This window comes from Amycolatopsis sp. NPDC034160, assembly GCF_055575355.1.
In genome coordinates this window covers 133,334-153,482 of the sequence record NZ_JBVISU010000008.1, presented here as the reverse complement: position 1 = coordinate 153,482, position 20,149 = coordinate 133,334, and the positions used below count along the sequence as shown (strand labels likewise).

The 20,149-nt window shown below is 68.5% G+C and carries 20 protein-coding genes; 15 read left to right on the top strand and 5 right to left on the bottom strand.

What is annotated here, in order from left to right; translation table 11 throughout:
* Positions 1-351 precede the first annotated feature (351 nt).
* Positions 352-1,746: an alpha/beta hydrolase gene (locus ACZ54P_RS18565; protein WP_465462771.1), complete on the top strand. Its 1,395-nt coding sequence runs from the start codon at positions 352-354 to the stop codon at positions 1,744-1,746.
* On the opposite strand, the gene ACZ54P_RS18560 is transcribed toward ACZ54P_RS18565, so the two are convergent.
* On the bottom strand, positions 1,747-2,163 hold the full coding sequence (locus ACZ54P_RS18560; protein WP_465462770.1) for a hypothetical protein: 417 nt from the start codon (positions 2,161-2,163) through the stop codon (positions 1,747-1,749).
* A 228-nt stretch (positions 2,164-2,391) separates the two neighbouring features.
* On the opposite strand from ACZ54P_RS18560, the gene ACZ54P_RS18555 reads away from it, so the two are divergent.
* Both ACZ54P_RS18555 and ACZ54P_RS18550 read left to right on the top strand, forming a co-directional pair.
* Positions 2,392-3,333 (top strand): trypsin-like serine peptidase, encoded by a 942-nt coding sequence (locus ACZ54P_RS18555; RefSeq protein ID WP_465462769.1) that lies wholly within the window; start codon positions 2,392-2,394, stop codon positions 3,331-3,333.
* An 81-nt stretch (positions 3,334-3,414) separates the two neighbouring features.
* On the top strand, positions 3,415-4,806 hold the full coding sequence (locus ACZ54P_RS18550) for a class II 3-deoxy-7-phosphoheptulonate synthase (RefSeq protein ID WP_465462768.1): 1,392 nt from the start codon (positions 3,415-3,417) through the stop codon (positions 4,804-4,806).
* A gap of 82 nt (positions 4,807-4,888) precedes the next feature.
* On the opposite strand, the gene ACZ54P_RS18545 is transcribed toward ACZ54P_RS18550, so the two are convergent.
* On the bottom strand, positions 4,889-6,199 hold the full coding sequence (locus tag ACZ54P_RS18545; RefSeq protein ID WP_465462767.1) for a wax ester/triacylglycerol synthase family O-acyltransferase: 1,311 nt from the start codon (positions 6,197-6,199) through the stop codon (positions 4,889-4,891).
* A 217-nt stretch (positions 6,200-6,416) separates the two neighbouring features.
* Here ACZ54P_RS18545 and ACZ54P_RS18540 point away from each other — a divergent pair, with 217 nt between their 5' ends.
* Entirely contained in the window at positions 6,417-6,926 is a 510-nt protein-coding gene (locus ACZ54P_RS18540; protein ID WP_465462766.1) for a DinB family protein, read from the top strand.
* Here the strand turns inward: ACZ54P_RS18540 and ACZ54P_RS18535 are convergent.
* Positions 6,913-7,698, bottom strand: coding sequence for a DUF1295 domain-containing protein (locus ACZ54P_RS18535; RefSeq protein ID WP_465462765.1), 786 nt, complete (start codon positions 7,696-7,698; stop codon positions 6,913-6,915). The two genes, ACZ54P_RS18540 and ACZ54P_RS18535, sit on opposite strands and share 14 nt — an antisense overlap.
* Positions 7,698-8,969, bottom strand: coding sequence for a class I SAM-dependent methyltransferase (locus ACZ54P_RS18530; protein ID WP_465462764.1), 1,272 nt, complete (start codon positions 8,967-8,969; stop codon positions 7,698-7,700). Before ACZ54P_RS18530 ends, ACZ54P_RS18535 begins: the two co-directional genes overlap by 1 nt.
* A gap of 101 nt (positions 8,970-9,070) precedes the next feature.
* Between ACZ54P_RS18530 and ACZ54P_RS18525 the strand changes: the two genes are divergently transcribed.
* The 11 genes from ACZ54P_RS18525 to ACZ54P_RS18475 all read left to right on the top strand — a co-directional run bounded on the left by ACZ54P_RS18525 (position 9,071) and on the right by ACZ54P_RS18475 (position 18,185).
* The gene (locus tag ACZ54P_RS18525) at positions 9,071-10,339 is read left to right on the top strand and encodes an NAD(P)/FAD-dependent oxidoreductase (RefSeq protein WP_465462763.1); all 1,269 of its coding nucleotides are present in this window, start codon (positions 9,071-9,073) and stop codon (positions 10,337-10,339) included.
* Between the two features lie 5 nt (positions 10,340-10,344).
* The gene (locus ACZ54P_RS18520) at positions 10,345-11,073 is read left to right on the top strand and encodes a DUF1365 domain-containing protein (protein ID WP_465462904.1); all 729 of its coding nucleotides are present in this window, start codon (positions 10,345-10,347) and stop codon (positions 11,071-11,073) included.
* A 19-nt stretch (positions 11,074-11,092) separates the two neighbouring features.
* A complete protein-coding gene (gene sigK / locus ACZ54P_RS18515) occupies positions 11,093-11,677 on the top strand; it encodes an ECF RNA polymerase sigma factor SigK (protein WP_465462903.1) in 585 nt (194 codons plus the stop codon).
* Positions 11,674-12,444 (top strand): anti-sigma factor, encoded by a 771-nt coding sequence (locus tag ACZ54P_RS18510; protein ID WP_465462762.1) that lies wholly within the window; start codon positions 11,674-11,676, stop codon positions 12,442-12,444. Before sigK ends, ACZ54P_RS18510 begins: the two co-directional genes overlap by 4 nt.
* A gap of 250 nt (positions 12,445-12,694) precedes the next feature.
* Entirely contained in the window at positions 12,695-14,020 is a 1,326-nt protein-coding gene (gene ftsZ / locus ACZ54P_RS18505) for a cell division protein FtsZ (protein WP_465462761.1), read from the top strand.
* An 83-nt stretch (positions 14,021-14,103) separates the two neighbouring features.
* Positions 14,104-14,811, top strand: a complete 708-nt coding sequence (gene pgeF / locus ACZ54P_RS18500) for a peptidoglycan editing factor PgeF (RefSeq protein WP_465462760.1) — start codon at positions 14,104-14,106, stop codon at positions 14,809-14,811.
* Positions 14,808-15,539, top strand: coding sequence for a YggS family pyridoxal phosphate-dependent enzyme (locus ACZ54P_RS18495; RefSeq protein WP_465462759.1), 732 nt, complete (start codon positions 14,808-14,810; stop codon positions 15,537-15,539). The genes pgeF and ACZ54P_RS18495 overlap by 4 nt, the downstream gene beginning before the upstream one ends.
* Positions 15,540-15,621: 82 nt before the next feature.
* Complete coding sequence (locus ACZ54P_RS18490) at positions 15,622-16,221, top strand: cell division protein SepF (RefSeq protein ID WP_465462758.1); 600 nt, start codon at positions 15,622-15,624, stop codon at positions 16,219-16,221.
* A 114-nt stretch (positions 16,222-16,335) separates the two neighbouring features.
* Positions 16,336-16,611, top strand: coding sequence for a YggT family protein (locus tag ACZ54P_RS18485; protein WP_061983245.1), 276 nt, complete (start codon positions 16,336-16,338; stop codon positions 16,609-16,611).
* A 54-nt stretch (positions 16,612-16,665) separates the two neighbouring features.
* Positions 16,666-17,529 carry a DivIVA-like cell division protein Wag31 gene (gene wag31 / locus ACZ54P_RS18480; RefSeq protein ID WP_037309673.1) on the top strand — a complete coding sequence of 288 codons (864 nt, stop codon included), beginning with the start codon at positions 16,666-16,668 and terminating at the stop codon, positions 17,527-17,529.
* A gap of 86 nt (positions 17,530-17,615) precedes the next feature.
* Positions 17,616-18,185, top strand: a complete 570-nt coding sequence (locus tag ACZ54P_RS18475) for a hypothetical protein (RefSeq protein ID WP_465462757.1) — start codon at positions 17,616-17,618, stop codon at positions 18,183-18,185.
* On the opposite strand, the gene ACZ54P_RS18470 is transcribed toward ACZ54P_RS18475, so the two are convergent.
* Positions 18,182-19,999, bottom strand: a complete 1,818-nt coding sequence (locus ACZ54P_RS18470) for an FUSC family protein (RefSeq protein WP_465462756.1) — start codon at positions 19,997-19,999, stop codon at positions 18,182-18,184. The two genes, ACZ54P_RS18475 and ACZ54P_RS18470, sit on opposite strands and share 4 nt — an antisense overlap.
* Between the last annotated feature and the right edge of the window lie 150 nt (positions 20,000-20,149).

Below are 20,149 nucleotides of genomic sequence, written 5' to 3'. Positions count from 1 at the left end.
CGGCTCGTGCCGCGGCCTGATGTCCCCAATGTGGCATGGGGGACGCTGACTGTCTCCAATGTGGCATGGGGGACATGTCCGCTTCCCGATTGCCTGCTCACACCGCCAGGGGGTGACCAGTCTCCCCAGTCCTCAAGGAGGTGTCGCCACTGCCCAGTGCCGAAGCCTGCTGCCCAACGTCTCACAGGCCCTCCCGAACACGACACCTTTGCCTCACCCCTCAATAGAACCGTCATTGCCACTCACGAGCCGGTACGACCAACGTCAGGCCCGGCTCCTCCCGAAGGTGGAGGGCCATGCTCATGCTCCGGTCCGACGCGGTAGGGCGGCCGGTCACGCCAAGCTCTCCACATGAGAAAAACGTTGGCAACACTGGCCTTTCTGCCACTTGTCGCCGTGACCCCGGTGACCGCCGAAGCGGCTCCGGCACTGAAATGGACGTCACCGTGCCCGGACTACGGCATGACGCCCTCACCGACGGCCGGGCTCGAATGCGCGAAACTCAAGGTGCCGCTGGACTACGCCGACCCCGGCGGGCGGACCATCGAACTCACCCTTTCCCGTAAAGCGAGCACCTCGCCGAAGCGCCGCGGCGTGCTGCTGATGAATCCCGGTGGCCCGGGCAGCCCGGGCCTGGCGATGCCCGCGCAACTCGCGCAGCGACAAGGACAGTCCGGCCTGCTCGACAGTTACGACGTCATTGGTTTCGATCCGCGCGGCACCACCTACAGCACACCCGTGACCTGCGATTTGACCGAGGAACAGCGTTTCATCCTCACCGGCCCGTACGCGGACGGTCCGCGCGACGTCGCCGAGAAGGCGGCGAAGTCCCGTGTGGTGGCGAAGCAATGCGCCGAGTCGAAGACGGCGGATCTCCTGCCGCAGATGACCACCGCCAACACCGCGCGCGATCTGGACCGGATCCGCGAGGCGCTGGGTGAGCGGAAGATCTCCTATTACGGCGTCTCGTACGGGAGCTACCTCGGTGCCGCCTACGCCTCGATGTTCCCGGCGCGCACGGACCGGATCGTGCTGGACAGCCTTACCGGGCCGAACGGCCTAGACGTCCGGGGGCACCAACGCTTCGCGGACGGTTTCGACGACCGCTTCGGCGACTTCACGGCTTGGGCAGCGGCGCGGGACGACGTTTACCACCTCGGGCGGACGCGGGCCGAGGTGACGGCGAAGTTCTTCGAGCTGGTGGAAAAGCGCCCAGGAATCCGAAGCGACACTTGGGGAGCCCTGTACGACGACGCTGACTTCCCGGCGCTGGCCGAGAAGTGGGCCGCCCCGTCCGCGTCGGCACAGCGGGGGCCGCTCGACGGAGACAACCACGCCGCACTCCAGCTCCAGGTGCTCTGCAACGACTCGGACTGGCCGGAAAGCGTGCGCTACTACCAAAAGGCGGTCGAACGGGCCCGCGTGACGCATCCGATGTTCGGCCCGGCCGCCGCCAACATCACCCCTTGCGCGTTCTGGCCGGTCGAGCGCCGCGAGCCGCCGGTACGGATCCACGACCGCGGCCCGTCGAACATCCTGCTGGTGCAGAACCTTCGCGACCCGGCGACCCCACTCGTCGGTGCTCGGGAACTGCGGTCGGCGCTGGGTGCGCGGGCGAGGTTCGTCACCGTGGACGCCGGCGGGCACGGCGTCTTCACCAAGGAGAACGCCTGCGGCAACGACGCCGTCGTCCGATACCTGCGGGACGGCGTCCTGCCGGGCGCCGATTCCCACTGCCCGGCTTGATCAGGAGAACAGGAAGAAGATCAAACCGATCCAGCCGAGGCCGCCGACCAGGATCCCCACCATGACCCCGGCGGCGGCTTCGGCGAAGGTGTCTTCGCCCAGCCTGACGCGCGCCCAGTACACCCAAGCCACCAGCAGGCCGCCGAGGAGCATCACCGGTCCGAGCGTGAACGCCAGCACGGTGACCGCGGCGGATTCGGGCGACGTGTATGGCGAGATCCTGAAGCTGAATCCGAAATTGATCACCCACCCCACGGCGAGAGCCACGAGCGCCGATCCGGCCAGCGTCAGCAACGACGGCCAGACCAGGTCACTGGTATCGCCGAGGACGACCGCGATCGGTACCAGTAGTGCCCAGGCAGCCGGAGCCAGGAGGTATGTACCCAGCCGGGCGAAGCCGTTCGCGGATATCCCCACGACCAAGGCTAACTCTTCCGCTCGCCGAGGGAGCAGGGGTCGTTTCCGAATGTGGCGGCCGAGAATTCACGTTCACCCCGACCAGGGTCGTCCTGGTGGGCCGAACGGGCCCATAGCCGGCTACGGATGCGGCCGAACGGTCGCTTGTACGCCCCGTAGCCAGGCAAATACTTTCAGAAAGTCGTGCAGGTCATACGGCAATTCACCGGTAGCGAAAGGTGGTATGCCATGAAAAGGACGGCTTCCCGGACGGGGATCCTGGCGGCGCTCGTGGGGCTGGCGGTGACGGCGCTGACCGCGGTCGCGAGCCCGGCACAGGCCGCGCCGGTCCTCCACGCGGGCGCGGACACCGCGGCCGAGGCGCAAGCGGTGGCGGCCTACTGGACGCCCGAGCGCATGCGGTCGGCGGTCCCGATCGACCAGTTGGTCAAGGCGCCGAACCTTTCGCTCAAGGACGTCGCGAAAGGGGAGAGCACGATCATCCAGAGCATCCCCAACGGCGGCGGCGCGTGGACCGGGGCGGGCAAGGTCGTGCAGACGGCGGGCCGGGTGTTCTTCACCATGGGAGGGCGGAACGCGTCGTGCTCCGGTGACGCGGTCACCAGCGCGAACGGCAGCGTCGTCATCACCGCCGGGCACTGCGTCAAGTACCAGGGCGCGTGGCACACCAACTGGACCTTCGCTCCCGGCTACGACAACGGCAACACGCCCTACGGCACTTGGACCGCGAAGAGCACGCTGACCACTCCGCAGTGGGAAGCGAGCGAAGACATGAACTACGACGTCGGCGCGGCCGTGGTCAACCCGCTCAACGGACAGAAGCTGACCGACGTGGTCGGCGCGCAGGGCATCGCGTTCAACCAGGCGCGCAACCAGTCGATGTACACCTTCGGATACCCGGCGGCGGCGCCATATGACGGCTCGAAACTGATCTACTGCAGCGGGACCACGTTCACCGACTTCCTGCTCACCAAGGACCACGGGATGAACTGCAACATGACCGGTGGTTCGAGCGGCGGCCCGTGGTTCCTCAACTTCAGCGAGGCGACCGGCGCGGGCGTCCAGGCCTCGGTGAACAGCTTCGGTTACACCTTCCTGCCCGGCTACATGTTCGGTCCATACTTCGGCACGGACGCGCAGAACCTCTACAACAAGGCGCAGGCCGCCTGATCACCCGAGGCCGCCCGTCCACCTTTTGGGACTTTCGTCCCGGTGGGCGGGCGGCTTTCGGCGCGGCATATCCTGGTGCCCGTGAACTGGACAGTGGACGTTCCCGTCGACACGCTCCCCGAACTGCCTCCTCTGCCGCCCGAGCTGCGCAACCGGCTCGACGACGCGCTTTCCCGGCCCGCCGCGCAGCAGCCGGAATGGCCGGACCCCGAGCTGACGAAGCGCGTACGGGGCGTGTTGGAGAGCGTGCCGCCGATCACCGTCCCCGCCGAGATCGACCGGCTCTCCGACCGGCTGGCCATGGTCGCCCGCGGCGAGGCGTTCCTGCTGCAGGGCGGTGACTGCGCGGAGACGTTCGAGTCGAACACCGAACCGCATATCCGCGCCAACCTGCGCACCCTGCTGCAGATGGCCGTCGTCCTCACCTATGGCGCGAGCCTGCCGGTGGTGAAGGTCGGCCGGATCGCCGGTCAGTACGCGAAGCCGCGTTCGGCCTCCACCGACGCGCTCGGCCTGCCGGTGTACCGCGGCGACATCATCAACTCGCTCGTCGCCAAGCCCGAACTCCGCGTGCCCGACCCCGGCCGGATGATCCGTGCCTACGCCAACGCGGGTGCCGCGATGAACCTCGTCCGCGCGCTCACCGGCGCCGGGATGGCGGATCTGCACCAGGTGCACGACTGGAACAAGGACTTCGTGAAGTCCTCGCCCGCCAGCGAGCGCTACGAGGCGCTGGCCGGGGAGATCGACCGGGGCCTGCGGTTCATGTCGGCCTGCGGCGTCACCGACGCCTCGCTCCAGTCCACCGAGATCTTCGCCAGCCACGAGGCGCTGCTGCTCGACTACGAGCGCTCCATGCTGCGGATGGACCGCGCCGACGCGACGAACCCCAAGCTGTACAACCTGTCCTCGCACTTCCTGTGGGTGGGCGAGCGGACCCGGCAGCTCGACGGCGCGCACATCGCGTTCGCCGAACTCCTCGCCAACCCGATCGGCCTCAAGATCGGCCCGACGACCACGCCCGAGCAGGCGGTGGAGTACGTCCGGCGGCTGGACCCGCGCAACGAACCCGGCAGGCTGACGCTGATCGCCCGGATGGGCAACGGCAAGGTCCGCGAGGTGCTGCCCGCGATCGTCGAGAAGGTCGAGGCGTCCGGGCACAAGGTCATCTGGCAGTGCGACCCGATGCACGGCAACACCCACGAGGCGTCGACCGGGTACAAGACCCGGCACTTCGACCGGATCGTGGACGAGGTCCAGGGCTTCTTCGAGGTGCACCGCAAACTCGGCACCTACCCTGGCGGCATCCACGTCGAACTGACCGGCGAGGACGTCACCGAATGCCTCGGGGGCGCGCAGGACATCTCGGATCTGGACCTTTCGGGCCGGTACGAGACCGCTTGCGACCCGCGCCTGAACACGCAGCAGTCGCTGGAACTGGCTTTCCTGGTCGCGGAGATGCTGCGCGGCTGACCGGTTTCCAAGCGGGTTATGAACGGGACTTTCATGGCAAATTGTGCCATGAAAGTCCCGTTCATAACATTTCCGAACCGCGTCAATGAGTGGTGTCGAGCAACCTCGCGGCCGACTTGAGGACCCCGTCCCGCAGCGATCCCACGTCCGACACGGCCGCCGCGTTCGCCTGCAGTCCGATGTGGACGAAATCACGATAGGTCGCCACCGCGATCCCGAGCGCCTGCCGCGGCGCCAGCGGCACGAACGGGTACACCCCTTCGAGCCGCGTCCCGTCGAGGGTGAGCCGGTTGGGCGGCACCGGCACCGTGGTCACCACGAGGTCGAACAGCAGCGGCGCGGCGAGTCCGGCGGCCTTGCTGCCGAGCCGGTGCAGCATCGGCGGCATCCGATCGGCGAGCAGCGGGAACGCCCCGGGGCCCCGGGCCGGGCCCGCGGCCTTGTTCCGGCCCATCTCGCGCTGGACGGCCAGCAGCCGGGCCACCGGGTCGTCGAGGCCGACCGGCAGGTCGCAGAGGTATCCGGACAGCTTGTTCCCGCCCAGTTGTCCGGCGGACCGGCCGCGCATGCTGACCGGGATGAGCGCCCGCAGGGTCCGGTCGTCGGCACGCTGGCCGCGGTTGGTCATCCATTCGCGCAGGGCGCCGGCGAGGACGGCCAGCACGACGTCGTTGGCGGTCCCGCCGTGGGAGCGGCGGATCCGCCGGATGTCCCCGGTGTCGAGCCGGACCAGGCCGAGCCGTCGTTCGGTCGAGGGCGGCGCGCTGATCGGGGACAGCGGCGAACGGGTCGCGCGGACGACCGACGAGGCGATCCCGGCGTGGGCCAGCGTCGAGCCGACGGCTTCCTTGACCGCGTCCACAGGGGAGCGTGGCGCGGGCGGGTGGGACCCGCTGTGCGCACGACGGGCAGGGCGGGGGAGTTCGTCCAGCAGGCCCGCGGCGACGGCGTACGCGCCGGCACCGTCGGTGAGCGCGTGGTGCAGTTTCAGCAGCAACGCGAACTCGCCGTCCGGCAGGCCGGTAACGAGACGCAAGTCCCACAAGGGTTTTCCGGTGTCGAGTGGCTGTCCCATCCAGCGCGACGCATAGGCGGACAGCGGGTCCGGTTCGTACAGGGAGCTGAGGTGGTGATGTGAAATATGTTCACTGGCAACGAAATCCGGGTCCTCGGCCCAGATGGCGGCGCCGGGCGGGAACAAGGCGGTACGAGGGCGCTGGCGCAGCTTCGGGATGCGCGCGGCCCGCTCGGCGAGCAACGCGGTCAGCTTGCGCGCGTGCACCTGCCCGTGCGGGCGGAAGGTGACCACCGCTCCCATGTGCATGGGCGTCGTTTCGCTTTCCAGACAAAGGAAAGCGACATCGAGTGCGCTCAGCTGACGGCCAGCCATCATGGACCTTTCCGAGGTGTTCCGGCTATGGACACAACTGCACCAGCCTGACATGACGGGCGGGTGGTCGTCATGTTTCGCGGGCGCTAACTACCGCCGGTTTCACTCGAACGATGGGATCGCGTTCGGACATGGACCACGGCTCTGCGGCAGATGGTGGACAGTCCGGTGCGGGAACTCGGTCGCGGATTGTCGGAGCGGACCGGCAGACTGCACGACCATGACCGACGAACCGAAGCGTCCCGAACCGCCGCTCACCGGTGACGAGCGCACTCAGCTGAACGGCTTCCTCGACTTCCTTCGCGCCACCGTGGTGTGGAAATGCTCCGGCCTCACCGACGAGCAGGCCCGCCGGCCGCTGGTGCCCAGCGAACTGACCACCATCGCGGGTCTGCTCGGGCATCTGACCCTGGTCGAGCAGTACTGGTTCACCGTGGTGCTCGACGGGCAGGAGGACGTCTGGAAGGAGGCGCTCGAAGTCGATCCCGACGCCGAGTTCCGGGTCGCCATGCAGACCCCGATCGAGCGGTTGATCGCCGCCTACGAGGCCGAGTGCGAGCGAAGCCGCAAGGTCGTCGCCCGGATGGGGCTGGACGACGAGGTGTCGTTCCGGGGCGACCGCAAGGTCAACGTGCGGTTCGTGGTCACGCACATGATCGAGGAGACCGGCAGGCACGCCGGCCACCTCGACCTGCTTCGCGAACTGACCGACGGACTCACCGGGGAATGAACCGACGCGGGGGGAGCGGGAAGAACCCGCTGGTCCGCTCGACGTAGGTCGCGTATGCCGGCCGGGATCGCCGCAACCCCTTCTCCAACAGAGGTTTTCCGGTGCCCTTGACCAGCGTGTAGGTCATCGCGATCGGCGCCAGCACGGTCGCCGCCCCCACCCAGCTCGAACACGCCAGCAGGTAGAGGCCCCACCACACGCACGCGTCCCCGAAGTAGTTGGGATGCCGGGTGTAGCGCCACAGCCCCCTGTCGAGCACCTTCCCCCGGTTGCCCGGATCGGCCTTGAACCGGCGCAACTGCTCGTCGCCGACGGTCTCGAACCCGAAGCCGATCAGCCACACCGCGACGCCGAGCCACGCCGTCACCCCGAACGCGTCGCCGTACATCGCGAACTGGACCGGCAGCGAGACGAACCAGAGCACCACCGCCTGGACCAGATACACGCGGACGAACAGCTTCAGCGCCGGGTTCGGGCCGGCCCGCTCGGCGATGCGCACGTAGCGCGGGTCTTCGGGCAGCCGGTGATTGCGCAGGTGGAGGTGCACGCCGAGGCGGACACCCCAAATCGCCGTCAGTGCCGCCGTGACCACGCGCAGAGCCACCGGTCCGTCCCCGAGCGGGGCCGCGACCAGCGCGACGAGCGCGAAGCCCGGCCCCCAGAACGTGTCGACCGTGTCGTATCGACCGCGCCACCGGGCGATGCCGAAGGTGACGACAACGGCCAGGAAGGTCGTGCCCGCCGTGACCGCGAGAGTTCCCCCGAGGGGCATCAGGCCCACTCCCGGGTGGCGGGCAGCCCGCTTTCGCCGTGTTCGGACGGCCGGACCGCGAGGATCTGGTCCACGCCCATGCGGTTCTCCTCGAACGCGAGCGCGCCGCCCACCAGATACAGCCGCCAGACCCGGGCGCCCGCTTCACCGATCAGCGTCACGACGTCGTCCCAGTTGGTCTCCAGGGTCTTCTCCCACGCCCGGACCGTACGCACATAGTGCTCGCGCAGCGCGTGGACGTCGCGGATCTCGAACCCGGCGGTCTCCAGCTGGCTGAGGGTGCGGCTCAGCGGCCGCATCGTCATGTCGGGGGCGATGTAGCGCTCGATGAACGCGCCGCCGCCGGGTGCCACCGCACCGCGGGACATCTGCTGCAGGACCAGCCGTCCGGTGGGCCGGAGCAGCCGGAACAGCGTCCGCGTGTACTCGGGGTAGTTCTCCTCACCGACGTGCTCACCCATCTCGATGGAGGCGACGGCGTCGAACGGCTCGTCGGTCAGCTCCCGATAGTCCTGACGGCGGACTTCGACGCGGTCCTCCAGGTCGTGCTGGGCGAGACGGCCGAGGATGTGCTGGCGCTGTTCCGCCGAAAGCGTGATGCCGACGGCGCGCACCCCGTGGTGTTTCGCCGCGTGTACCAGCAGCGAGCCCCAGCCGCAGCCGACGTCGAGCAGCCGCATCCCCGGGCGCAGGCCGAGCTTGCGGCAGATCAGTTCGAGCTTGTCCTCTTGAGCCTGTCCGAGGTCGTAGCCGTCGTCGTCGGAGATCCAGTACCCGGACGAGTAAGCCATCGACTCGTCGAGCAACAGCTGGTAGAAGGCGTTGCCGAGGTCGTAATGATGCGCGATCGCGGATTTGTCCCGGCGCAGGCTGTGCAGCCGCCCGGACAGGCGGGCCTCTTCGGCGGGCGGTTTGGGCGGCGGCCCGACGACGCCGAGGCCGACCGCGATCCGCAGCGCTTCGGCCCATTCGCGAGGGCCGAGTTCGGCGCCGCGGACGGCACCTGATCGGGTCAGTGCCCAGATCCGGCGGAATCCGTCGGCGAGATCGCCTTCGACGTCCAGATCACCGGAGACGTAGGCCCTGGCGAGACCCAATTCGCCGGGGGCGTACAGGAGACGGCGCAGTGCCCGCCGGTTGCGGAGCACCACGGTCGGGGCATCCGGCGGACCGGCGCGTACGCCGTCCCACGTACGGAGACCGACCGGAAGAGAGCCACCGAGGAGCCGCTCGACGAACGGGACCAGGCGGGACGCGGGACTGTTCGGCATAGTCGTCATTCGGCCCCGGACAGGAAAAGGATGGGTCCGACGATGCCCCCCCCGAAATCAGCCGGTCCAATCCGGCCCGGCTCCTGTTCCGAATCCCTCTCGTGCACACCAACGGTCAACGCATCGGAGTCATCGGCAGCGGCGTCGCCGGTCTCACCGCGGCCTATCTGCTGCAACGCCGCTACGAAGTGCTGCTGTTCGAAGCCGACGACAGGCTCGGCGGGCACGCGCACACCCATGACGTCCCGAGCGCGCACGGCGGCACCGTCGGCGTCGACTCCGGGTTCATCGTGCACAACGAGCGCACCTACCCGAACCTGCTCCGCCTGTTCGCCGAACTGGGCGTCGCCACCAGCGACACCGAGATGTCGATGAGCATCCGCTGTGACGGCTGCGGCCTCCAATACGCTGGTGCCAAGGGCCTCAAAGGGCTGTTCGCCCAGCCGCGCAACTTCACTCGCGGGAGCTACCTGCGGATGCTGGCCGACGTCAAACGCTTCCATCTGCACGCGAAGCGCGTGCTCGATTCACCCGAAGCGGGCGACGTCACACTCGGCGCGTTCCTCGCGATCGGCGGGTACACGAAGTATTTCGTCGACCACTTCATGCTGCCCGTCGTCTCGACCGTCTGGTCGGCCGACCGGAACGACACCTTGTCCTACCCCGCGCGGTACCTGTTCGAATTCCTGCGCAACCACGGGATGCTGTCGGTCGGCGGGTCCCCGGCCTGGCGCACCGTCGACGGCGGCTCGCGCGAGTACGTCGAGCGGGCGGCCAAGCAGCTGACCGCCGTGCACCTGTCGACGCCGGTGCGCTCGGTCAAGCGCACCGCGCGGGGGATCGAGGTCCGCGATGACGCCGACACGCGCCACCGGCTCGACAAGGTCGTCCTGGCCACGCACGCGGACCAGGCGCTGAACCTGCTCACCTCGCCGACCGCGGCCGAGCGCGAGGTCCTCGGCTCGTTCCGGTACTCCAGCAACGAGGCGTGGTTGCACACCGACACCGGTGTGCTGCCGACCACCGAATCCGCGCGGGCGGGCTGGAACTACGCGATGCCCGCCTGCGGTGCCGACAACGGCGCGGTCCAGGTGTCCTACGACATGAACCGCCTGATGCGGCTCGACGAGCCGACCGGCTACGTCGTCACGCTCAATCCCGGCACCGTCCCGGACGGCGGTTCGGTGTTGGCCAAGATGACCTACGAACATCCGGTCTACACGCCGGGATCCGTCGCCGCCCAGCGCCGTCTGCCCGAACTCGACGACGACACGGTCGCCTACGCCGGCGCGTACCACGGCTGGGGTTTCCACGAGGACGGCTGCGCTTCCGGCGTCCGCGCGGCCGAGAACTTCGGGGTGCGCTGGTGACCGTCATGGCCGTGCTCTACGACTCCACGGTGGCGCATGTCCGGCGCGCCGATCCGCCGATGTCGTTCGCCCACCGCGTCTGTCTGTGGCTCATCGATCTCGACGCGCCGCCGACGCTACCGTGGTGGCTGCGCCCCTTCGCCCGCTTCGACCCACGAGACCATTTCGCGCCCGAGGACACCTCCAGTATCCGGTCCAAAGTGGACCGCTGGCTCGCGGCACGCGACGTCGATTTGAAGGGCGGCCGGGTGCTGATGCTCGCGGGCGCGCGGATGCTCGGCCACAGCTTCAACCCGATCAGCCTCTACTGGTGTCATCGGCCCGACGGCGAACTCGAATGCGTCGTCGCCGAGGTTCACAACACCTACGGCGGCAGGCACGCGTACCTCCTGCGCCCCGACGCCGACGGGAACGCCCACGCGGACAAGGAGTTCTACGTCTCGCCGTTCCAGTCGATGGACGGCGAATACCGGATGGCGGTGCCGCGGCCGGGATCGCTGCTCTCGGTCCGGATCGCGCTCCGGCAGGGCGGGCGGACCCCGCTGACGGCGTCGCTGCGCGGCGTGCGGCGGCCCGCCACCGCCAGGTGGCTGGTGCGTCTGCTGCTCACCCGCCCGTTCATGCCGCACCGGGTCTCCGTGCTGATCCGGCTGCATGGGGTCACACTGTGGCTGAGGAAGGCCACACTGACCCCTCGCACGCCGCAGACCGCCGGAGGCAGTCTTGAAGGATGAATCGGCACGTCCACGCCGGATGTCGCCCGTTCCCGGAACGGGCGACGAACCGGCTGGGCCGACCGCCGAGGACCTGCTCGTCCGGGTCGCGAAGGGGGACGAACGAGCCTTCGACGGGTTGTACGACCGGCTCGCCGGCCCGATCCTCGGGTTGGTGCGGCGAATCCTCCGTGACTCCGCTCAGTCGGAAGAGGTCACCCAGGAGGTCATGATCGAGCTGTGGCGCACGGCCACCCGGTATTCGCCGGAGCGGGGGAGCGCGTTGAACTGGGCGATGACGCTCGCGCACCGCCGTGCCGTGGACCGCGTCCGGTCGGCACGGGCCAGTTCGGACCGCGAGGTCAAGGCGACCTTCGAGGCCGCCCGTGCCCGGCCCTTCGACGAGGTCGCCGAGGCCGTCGGGGCCCGATGGGAACGGTCGCAGGTACGCCGCTGCCTGACCAGCCTGACCGAGTTGCAACGGGAATCCGTACTGCTCGCCTACTACCAGGGATACACCTATCGCGAGGTCGCAGAGGTGCTGCAGACCCCGCACGGGACCATCAAGACTCGACTCCGGGACGGCCTGATCCGGCTCCGGGACTGTTTGGGGGTGACGGCATGACCATGCCCGAGATGCACACGCTCACCGGGGCCTACGCCGTCGACGCGTTGTCCGAAGTGGAGCGTGCCCAGTTCCAGCGGCACCTCAGCGAGTGCGCTTCCTGCGCTCAAGAGGTCCTCGAACTGCAGATGACCGCGACCCGGCTCGGCGTGGCGCTGGCCGAAGACCCGCCACCGGAACTCAAACGCCGCGTGCTCGCGCAGGCGATGGCGACCCGGCAGCAGCCGCCGAAGACGCGCTTCGAAACCGGAGAGCGCGTCAAGGGCCGCAGGCGCGCGCCGCGCTGGGCGATCGGGGCGGCCGCCGCGGCGATCGTCGGCCTCGCGGGCACCGCCGTGTTCGGCGGCATCGCCTACGAGAACCACACCCAGTTGACCGCCGCGCGGGAACAAGCGGCGCAGTACGCCCAGCGATACGAGCCCGTCGCCGAGGTGCTCTCGGCGGCCGATCTCCGGACCGGGCACGCCGACGCGTCCGTCGGGGGCGGCGGGACCGTGATGATGTCGCGCTCGAAGGACCGACTCGTCTTCATGGCGGCACAACTGGCGAAGAACGATCCGGGCCGGATCTACCAGGCCTGGTTCATGTACCCAGGGGCCGCACCGAAGCCCGCCGGGCTCATTCCCGGTGGTCAGGACGGTGCGCTGCTGGTCGCCGACGGGATCACCGGGGCCGAGAAGTTCGCGCTCAGCGTCGAACAGGCGGGGGGATCACCGACCGGAACGCCGTCGAAGGACGTCGTCATGGTCATGTCCATGCCCACCTGATCCACGCCTTTACCAGGCCGCCGTTCGCCGCCGCGACGGGGTCTCGCTCTTGCGCCGGAGAACATGTTGTGGCAAAACACCTTTGCGACACACGGCGTGGCTACTGGATTCAAGCCAGCCTGGTGCATACCGTCCTGCTTCAACGTCGGCAGTTGACATAACTCTCAATCTGAACTTCAGCTCGAGGGTTCGGCCCAGGCTCAGCGACCGGCGGGCAGCACGAGCACACACGATCAGGAAGGCGGCTCCGATGACGCCCCCGCACAACTACCTTGCGGTGATCAAGGTCGTCGGTATCGGCGGCGGCGGAGTGAACGCCGTGAACCGCATGATCGAGGTCGGCCTCAAGGGCGTCGAGTTCATCGCGGTGAACACCGACGCCCAGGCACTGCTCATGTCCGACGCCGACGTCAAACTCGACATCGGCCGGGAACTGACCCGCGGCCTCGGTGCCGGCGCCGCCCCCGAGGTGGGGCAGAAGGCCGCCGAAGACCACCGCGAAGAGATCGAAGAGGTCATCAAGGGCGCCGACATGGTGTTCGTGACCGCGGGTGAGGGCGGTGGCACCGGCACCGGTGGCGCGCCGGTCGTCGCCCAGATCGCCCGCAAGCTCGGCGCGCTGACCATCGGCGTCGTCACCCGTCCGTTCACCTTCGAGGGCAAGCGCCGCAGCAAGCAGGCCGAGGACGGCATCCAGCAGCTGCGCAACGAATGCGACACCCTGATCGTCATCCCGAACGACCGGCTGCTGCAGCTGGGCGACATCGGCGTCTCGCTGATGGACGCCTTCCGCTCCGCGGACGAGGTGCTGCTGTCCGGTGTCCAGGGCATCACCGACCTGATCACCACCCCGGGTCTGATCAACCTGGACTTCGCCGACGTCAAGAGCGTCATGTCCGGCGCGGGCTCCGCGCTGATGGGCATCGGCTCGGCGCGCGGCGAGGGCCGGGCGATCCAGGCGGCGGAGAAGGCGATCAACTCGCCGCTGCTGGAAGCGTCGATGGACGGGGCGCACGGCGCGCTGCTGTCGATCGCGGGCGGGTCGGACCTCGGCCTGTTCGAGATCAACGAGGCTGCGTCGCTGGTGCAGGAATCCGCGCACCCCGACGCCAACATCATCTTCGGGACGATCATCGACGACTCGCTCGGCGACGAGGTCCGGGTCACCGTGATCGCGGCCGGTTTCGACGCGGGCACGCCGACCCACAAGAAGCTCGACCCGTCGACCTTCGGCTCCCGGTCGAACTCGACCGCGTCCGCACAGGCGGGCCAGGTCAACGGTGGCGGGGCGACGCCGGTGCAAAGCCCGCCTTCGGGTGCCACGCCGGTTCCGTCGACCGGCTCCAACGGCTACCCGGTCCCGCCGACGCGCCCGCATTCGCCGATGCCGTCCTCCCGTAGCGGCGAGGGCAACGGATCGATGACCGGCGGGCTCCCGCAGCCCGGCGGTGGCTCGCGCGGTTACTCGCCGATCGGCTCGAACTCGACCCATGGCAGCCTGCCCGGTCGCGCCACCCCGGTGCACGACGACCCGTCGGACGACGAAGTCGACGTGCCCCCGTTCATGCGGCGGTAGCTCGCCAGTACGTTCCGTGAAGGCCTCCTTGACTACCTTGAAGGTAGTGAAGGGGGCCTTCACTCAGGTCTAGGAGGAAACGCGTGCGGGTACGGCGGGTCGTCACGACAAGGGCGGGCGGAGCATCCCGGCCGCCTTACGACACCTTCAACCTCGGTGACCATGTCGGAGACGACGCGGGTGACGTCTACGCCAACCGCAAACGCCTCGCCACCGAACTCGGCCTCGCCGAGGACAGGCTGGCGTGGATGGAACAGGTCCACGGCCGCACCGCGACCATCGTCGACGGCTCCGAGACCGCCGCGGCGGAAGCGACCGACGCCCTCGTGACGGCCGAGCCCGGTCTCGCGCTCGTGGTGCTCGTCGCCGACTGCGTCCCCCTCATGCTGGCCGATGTCGAAGCCGGTGTCGTCGCCGCCGTCCACGCGGGCCGCGTCGGCGCCCGGGTCGGCGTCGTCCCCGCCGCGATCGAGGCGATGCGCTCGCTCGGTGCGGAACCGGGCCGCACCGAAGCACTGCTCGGTCCCGCGATCTGCGGTGACTGCTACGAAGTCCCCGCCGACATGGCCGCCGACGTCGAGAAGCACGTCCCGGGAAGCGCCTGCAAAACCCGCAAGGGCACGCCGGGACTCGACCTGCGCGCCGGGCTCTGGCGGCAACTCGCCGACCTCGGTGTCGGCAAGATCGGCGTGGATCCTCGCTGTACCAACGAAGACAAGACCCTGTTCAGTTTCCGCCGCGACGGCACCACCGGCCGGATCGCGGGCATCACCTGGCTGGACGCGTCGTGAGCGACGCCCGCAAGGAGGAACTCGCGGCCAACCTCGCCGAAGTGCGGGAGCGGGTCGCCGCCGCGTGCGAGGCCGCGGGCCGGGAGCGCGACGAGGTCCGCTTGCTCGCGGTCACCAAGACCTTCCCGGCGCTCGACGCCGCGCTGCTCGCCGACCTCGGCGCGCTCGACCTCGCCGAGAACCGCGACCAGGAGGCGGGCGCGAAAGCCGAAGAGGTCGCCACGCTGCGTCCGGACGCCCGCGTCCGCTGGCACATGGTCGGCAGCCTCCAGCGGAACAAGGCGCGCTCGGTCGTGCGCTGGGCCGACGAGGTCCAGTCCGTCGACTCCGAACGGCTCGCCGACGCGCTCGCGAAGGCGACCAGGTCGGCGCTCGATTCGGGGCAACGTGATCACCCGTTGGACGTCCTCATTCAAGTAAGTCTCGATGACGATCCGAAGCGCGGGGGCATTCGGCTGAACGAACTGGGCCGGTTGGCGGAGCGGATAGTCCATGTGGGTGATCTTCGCCTCCGTGGGCTTATGGCGGTGGCCCCGCTGGGTATTGCTCCCACTGAGGCGTTCGAGAAGCTTGCTTTGGCCTCGGAGCGTCTTCGGGAAGATCACCCAAATGCCCGTGAACTCTCCGCCGGAATGAGCAATGATCTCGAGCAGGCGATCGCGCACGGCTCGACGTGTGTGCGTGTCGGAACCGCGCTGCTCGGTGGGCGCGGTTTAGCCTCGCCTTAGGGAATACCGTTTCGTCGCTACGGGGAGTGGCGGCGGAGGCGGGGGAGCACGGTGCGGGACGCGGCTAAGGCTAGGGAGAGGCATGAGCGCGCTGCAGAAGCTGAAGGCCTACTTCGGGATGGTGCCCGCGGACGAAGACGGCTATGACGCCGAGGATGGCTACCGGCGAGGTTACGCCGAAGACGATTATGACTACGACGAAGAGCCAGTTGCCCGGTCGCGGGGTGGACGTTACCGGGACGTCGACGACACTTACGACGAGCCCGTCACCCGGACTCGGTCACGCTCCGTGGTCAGCCCGGAGCCGGTGGTCCACGGGGCGCTGGCGATCGATCGCCAGCCGGAACCGGTCGCCCGGCTGCGTCCGGTCACCGAACCGGTCCGTCCGGCCGTGCGTGACCCGTTGAGCCGGATCACCACCTTGCACCCGACGAGCTACGCCGAAGCGCGGGCGATCGGGGAGCACTACCGCGAAGGCATCCCGGTGATCATGAACCTCACTGAGATGGACAACGCGGACGCGAAGCGTCTTGTCGACTTCGCGGCCGGTCTCGCGTTCGCGTTGCGCGGGTCGATGGACAAGGTCACCAACAAGGTGTTCCTTCTCTCACCGCCCGATGTGGACGTCACCGCGGAAGACCGTCGGCGGATTGCCGAAGGCGGATTATTCCTGCGCGGCTGATCACCCGGTGACCGCTGAGCGCAGCCGGATGTGATTTTGTCGACTCATCGGCATCTGTCGCCCGTCAGCTGCGTCTTTTGACGCGAGGCATGGCAGAGTGGTTACGTGAATGCTGTGTTGCTGGTCGTCTGGTACGTGCTGTTCGCTTTCTGGCTCCTGCTGACGGCACGGATCGTCGTCGAGCTCGTGCGTGCTTTCGCTCGCGAGTGGCATCCTGCCGGAGGGGTTGCGGTAACGCTCGAGACCATCTACACAGTGACCGACCCACCGGTTCGTCTGTTCAGACGAATCATCCCGACCGTACGAATCGGCGGCGTCGGACTGGACTTATCGATTATGGTGCTGCTGTTGGTTGTGTTCTTCGCGATGCAGCTGACAACGCCAGGGTGATTTTCGGGGAAGCCCGGGTGGACCTGCAGGCCATGGAGTGCGTGAGGTGATCTGATGTCGTTGACCCCCGCTGACGTGCATAACGTCGCGTTCAGCAAGCCGCCCATTGGCAAAAGGGGCTACAACGAGGACGAGGTGGACGCGTTCCTCGACCTGGTGGAGACCGAGCTTGCCCGGTTGATCGAGGACAACAACGAACTGCGGCAGCAGGTCGAGCAGCTCGACAACGAGCTCGAGACCACCCGTGGTGAGCTCGAGAATGCCAAGGCCGGTGCCGTCGGGCCGCCGCCACAGGTGCGTGACGAACCGTCGCGTCGCCTGGCGCCGGTGCCGCCGCCGCAGTCGGCGATGGAGCAGACCCAGGCTCATTCGATGGTGCCGGACAATGGGGAACCCAACGTCCAGGCCGCGAAGGTGCTCGGGCTGGCCCAGGAAATGGCCGACCGGCTCACCGCCGAGGCCAAGACCGAGTCGGACGGCATGCTCGCCGAGGCTCGGACCAAGTCCGAGCAGCTGCTTTCGGACGCGCGATCCAAATCGGACTCGATGGTGAACGAGGCGCGCACGCGTGCCGAGACCATGCTGAACGACGCGCGAACCCGTGCCGAGACCTTGGAGCGCCAGGCGCGCGACAAGGCGACGACCATGGAGCGCGAAGCTCAGCGCAAGTACACCGAGACCATGAACAACATGAACGCGGAAAAGGGCTCGCTGGGCAAGAAGATCGAAGAGCTGCGCACGATCGAGCGGGAGTACCGCACGAGGCTGCGTGGGTTCCTCGAGTCCCAGCTGCGTGAGCTCGACGACCGCGGTTCGGCCGCTCCCGCGTCGGCGTCCTCGTCGAACTCGGGGCAGTCGGCATCGTCCTCGGGCGGTGGACAGGGCTACTCGTTCGGTCCCCGCGCCGAAGCCGGCTGACGGTTCTCGGTCAACGCATGGGAACGGCCTCGGCACTCTCCGGAGGGTCGGGGCCGTTCCGCTTGCCCGTCATGTTGTAATTCACCGTGCTCTACATCGTCCTGGTACTGGTACTGGCGGCTCTGGGGCTGCTCGTCGCGGCGCTCATCACCGCGAACTCCCTGTGGGCCTGGATCTCCATCGGCCTCTCCGTGGTCGCTGGGCTGCTTCTCGTCTTCGACTGGCTGCGCCGTCGGAAGAAGCGTGCGGCCGCTCCCGTCGAAGAGACGGCCGACGACCCCGCCGACGAGGCGGCTGAATCCGAAGAGGGCGACGAAGAGAAACCCGAGGACGCCGGGCAGACCGCCCTGATGCCCACCACCGGGGAACTGGGCGACCCGGAAGAGGCCGCCGAGCCTCAGCGCAACGGTGATCCCGGTGAAGAGGAGAGCGATCCCGCGGATGTGGCGATCGTCTCCGAACTGGAGACCGCGGTCGTCGTCGTCGACGAATATCCGCGCTATCACGTGACCACCTGCGGGTGGCTTGAAACCCGCGACACCATCCCGCTCGGAATCGGGGAGGCGCGGCAGCTCGGGTTCACCCCGTGCGCGCTGTGCACGCCCGACGCGGAGATCGCCGGGCAGCACCGTGACAAGACCAACGCGGACGGCTAAGCGTCCCTGAACACCTGAGCCGCCCCGCCGACCGCGACCACGTCGGCGGCGATCATGTCGAGTACCAGGCGTTGTTCGTCGTCGGCGTCCGGCGGCACCGGGATTTCCGCCGCCTCTTCGGATCCGAGCGCGCGGGCGGCTTCCCTCACGGCGGCTGAGGCTCCTGCCGATCCAGGACGCAGCAAGAGCGACGAGGCCGTGACGGAGAGGCCACGCAAGGCTTCGGCGGCGTTCTCCAGCGCGTCACGCTGTCCGGGCGCGGGTTCCTTCGTGCCCGGTTCCGCGGCGAGTAGACCGTGCTGCGCGACAGCGGCGGCGCGGAACTCACGGCCGAGTGTCCGCGGGTCGACGTCGTCGCCGCGCAGTTTCCGCCCGACCGAGCCGAGCAGCGTGCGGGTGGCGTCGACCGCGGTGCCGAAGCGTTCCGCGGGGCCGGGTTTCGGCACCCCGGGGATCGCGGCGAAACCGAACAGCAGCGCGATGGCGCCGGCGAGGACCATCAGGAGCAGATACTCGACGAGCACGTAGCGCGGGTCGAGGTGTTTGGTCGTCGCGTTCATGCCGACGGACATCAGCACCATGCAGCCGTTGAAGATCGTCGGCCGTGTTCGCATGACGGAGAACCCGCCGAGCAGGGCCACGAGTCCGATCGGCAGCAGAAATCCTTGCGGCAGAAGCCAAAGTACGAGCGCGAGGACGATGGCGCCGCCGAGGGAACCGCCGATGCGCTGCCACGCCTTGCTGAGGCTGTCATGCCATTCCGGTTGCATGATGGCGAAGGTGGCGAGCAGGAAGGACACGGTGAGCGGGTCGCCCGGCCGGAAACTCGCGACGACGAGCGCCAGCGCCACTCCGAGCCCGCAGCGGAGCGCGTGCCGGAACTGTGGTGACTGCCAGGAAAACGCGCCGCTCAGCTCGATGCGGCGTAATTCTTCGCGGAGTCCTCTCGGAACGTCCACACGCGACTCGTCGCGCTCGGTCGCCGCCGACCGGATGGTTTCGAGGGCGTCCCACAGTGCGGTGACCAGCCTTGCCGTGGCGCCGGGCAGCTCGACAGGTTCCTTACGCCGCACCGGTTCGACGTCGTTCGGTGCTTTCGGTTTTCGGACGACGTCGGCGAGCCTGACGGCTTCTTCCTTGGCGGCGTCGAGTGTTCGGGCTATTTCGGGGTTGTCGAGGCGTTTTCCGCGGATCTCGAGCAATCCGGTGGCCGCGCGGTACCGGAACATGCCACCGAGGACCCGGCCGGTCCAGCGGCGGGGCCGGTCCGCGAGCCAGCGTCTCGCCGCGCGTTCCTGCGTTTCGGCCGTTCCCGCGGCGAGCGCGTCCGCCAGCGCCTCGCGGGTCGGCTTGGCCGGGTCCTTGGCGCCCATCAGCACTCGCAGCAGGGTCACGACCCCCACGGCGAGCGCGGGTGCGCCCAGGATTTGCCCGGCCGACGCCGTCCCGGTCAACTGGAAGCCGTAGCCGAACAAGGACGCCATCCCGAGCCCCAGCCCGACCGTGACGAACCGGGCGCCGAGCACGGGCAACAGACCGGCGACGACCACGATCACCACCAGCAGCCCGATCGCGGCCCACCGCGAGACCTCGCCCAGCAACCGGGGCACGCCGACCGCGAGGACCAGCGACGGCGCGAACCACGCCAGCAGCCGCAGATCCGCCCAAAGCGGCCCGCCGACCGCCGCGATGAGGCAGAAGAGCGCCGTCAGCGCGGCGAGGATCGCGGCGTTGCCCAGCCCCAGCAGGAAGCCGAGGCCGCTGACGCCGCCCAGGACCACCAGCAGGACGATGAGGAGTCCGGGCCCTTTCATCGGACCTCGCAGTTCGGCATACCCGTCAACCTAGAGGCGGTGGCGGGGATGGCAACTCGAGGGTGGCCGGTCTCGTGAGTGGTAATGACGGTTAGAACCGTCATTACCACTCACGAGGCGCTACGTATTCGTTCGCGATCGTTTTACCCT

What these genes read in the sequence shown, in the direction of transcription:
- ACZ54P_RS18470 (WP_465462756.1), bottom strand. Translation starts at nt 19,999, where the DNA reads ATGAAAGGGCCCGGACTCCTCATCGTCCTGCTGGTGGTCCTGGGCGGC.
- ACZ54P_RS18490 (WP_465462758.1), top strand. Translation starts at nt 15,622, where the DNA reads ATGAGCGCGCTGCAGAAGCTGAAGGCCTACTTCGGGATGGTGCCCGCG.
- ACZ54P_RS18540 (WP_465462766.1), top strand. Translation starts at nt 6,417, where the DNA reads ATGACCGACGAACCGAAGCGTCCCGAACCGCCGCTCACCGGTGACGAG.
- ACZ54P_RS18520 (WP_465462904.1), top strand. Translation starts at nt 10,345, where the DNA reads ATGGCCGTGCTCTACGACTCCACGGTGGCGCATGTCCGGCGCGCCGAT.
- wag31 (WP_037309673.1), top strand. Translation starts at nt 16,666, where the DNA reads ATGTCGTTGACCCCCGCTGACGTGCATAACGTCGCGTTCAGCAAGCCG.
- ftsZ (WP_465462761.1), top strand. Translation starts at nt 12,695, where the DNA reads ATGACGCCCCCGCACAACTACCTTGCGGTGATCAAGGTCGTCGGTATC.
- ACZ54P_RS18565 (WP_465462771.1), top strand. Translation starts at nt 352, where the DNA reads ATGAGAAAAACGTTGGCAACACTGGCCTTTCTGCCACTTGTCGCCGTG.
- ACZ54P_RS18510 (WP_465462762.1), top strand. Translation starts at nt 11,674, where the DNA reads ATGACCATGCCCGAGATGCACACGCTCACCGGGGCCTACGCCGTCGAC.
- ACZ54P_RS18535 (WP_465462765.1), bottom strand. Translation starts at nt 7,698, where the DNA reads ATGCCCCTCGGGGGAACTCTCGCGGTCACGGCGGGCACGACCTTCCTG.
- sigK (WP_465462903.1), top strand. Translation starts at nt 11,093, where the DNA reads ATGTCGCCCGTTCCCGGAACGGGCGACGAACCGGCTGGGCCGACCGCC.
- ACZ54P_RS18555 (WP_465462769.1), top strand. Translation starts at nt 2,392, where the DNA reads ATGAAAAGGACGGCTTCCCGGACGGGGATCCTGGCGGCGCTCGTGGGG.
- ACZ54P_RS18545 (WP_465462767.1), bottom strand. Translation starts at nt 6,199, where the DNA reads ATGATGGCTGGCCGTCAGCTGAGCGCACTCGATGTCGCTTTCCTTTGT.
- ACZ54P_RS18530 (WP_465462764.1), bottom strand. Translation starts at nt 8,969, where the DNA reads ATGCCGAACAGTCCCGCGTCCCGCCTGGTCCCGTTCGTCGAGCGGCTC.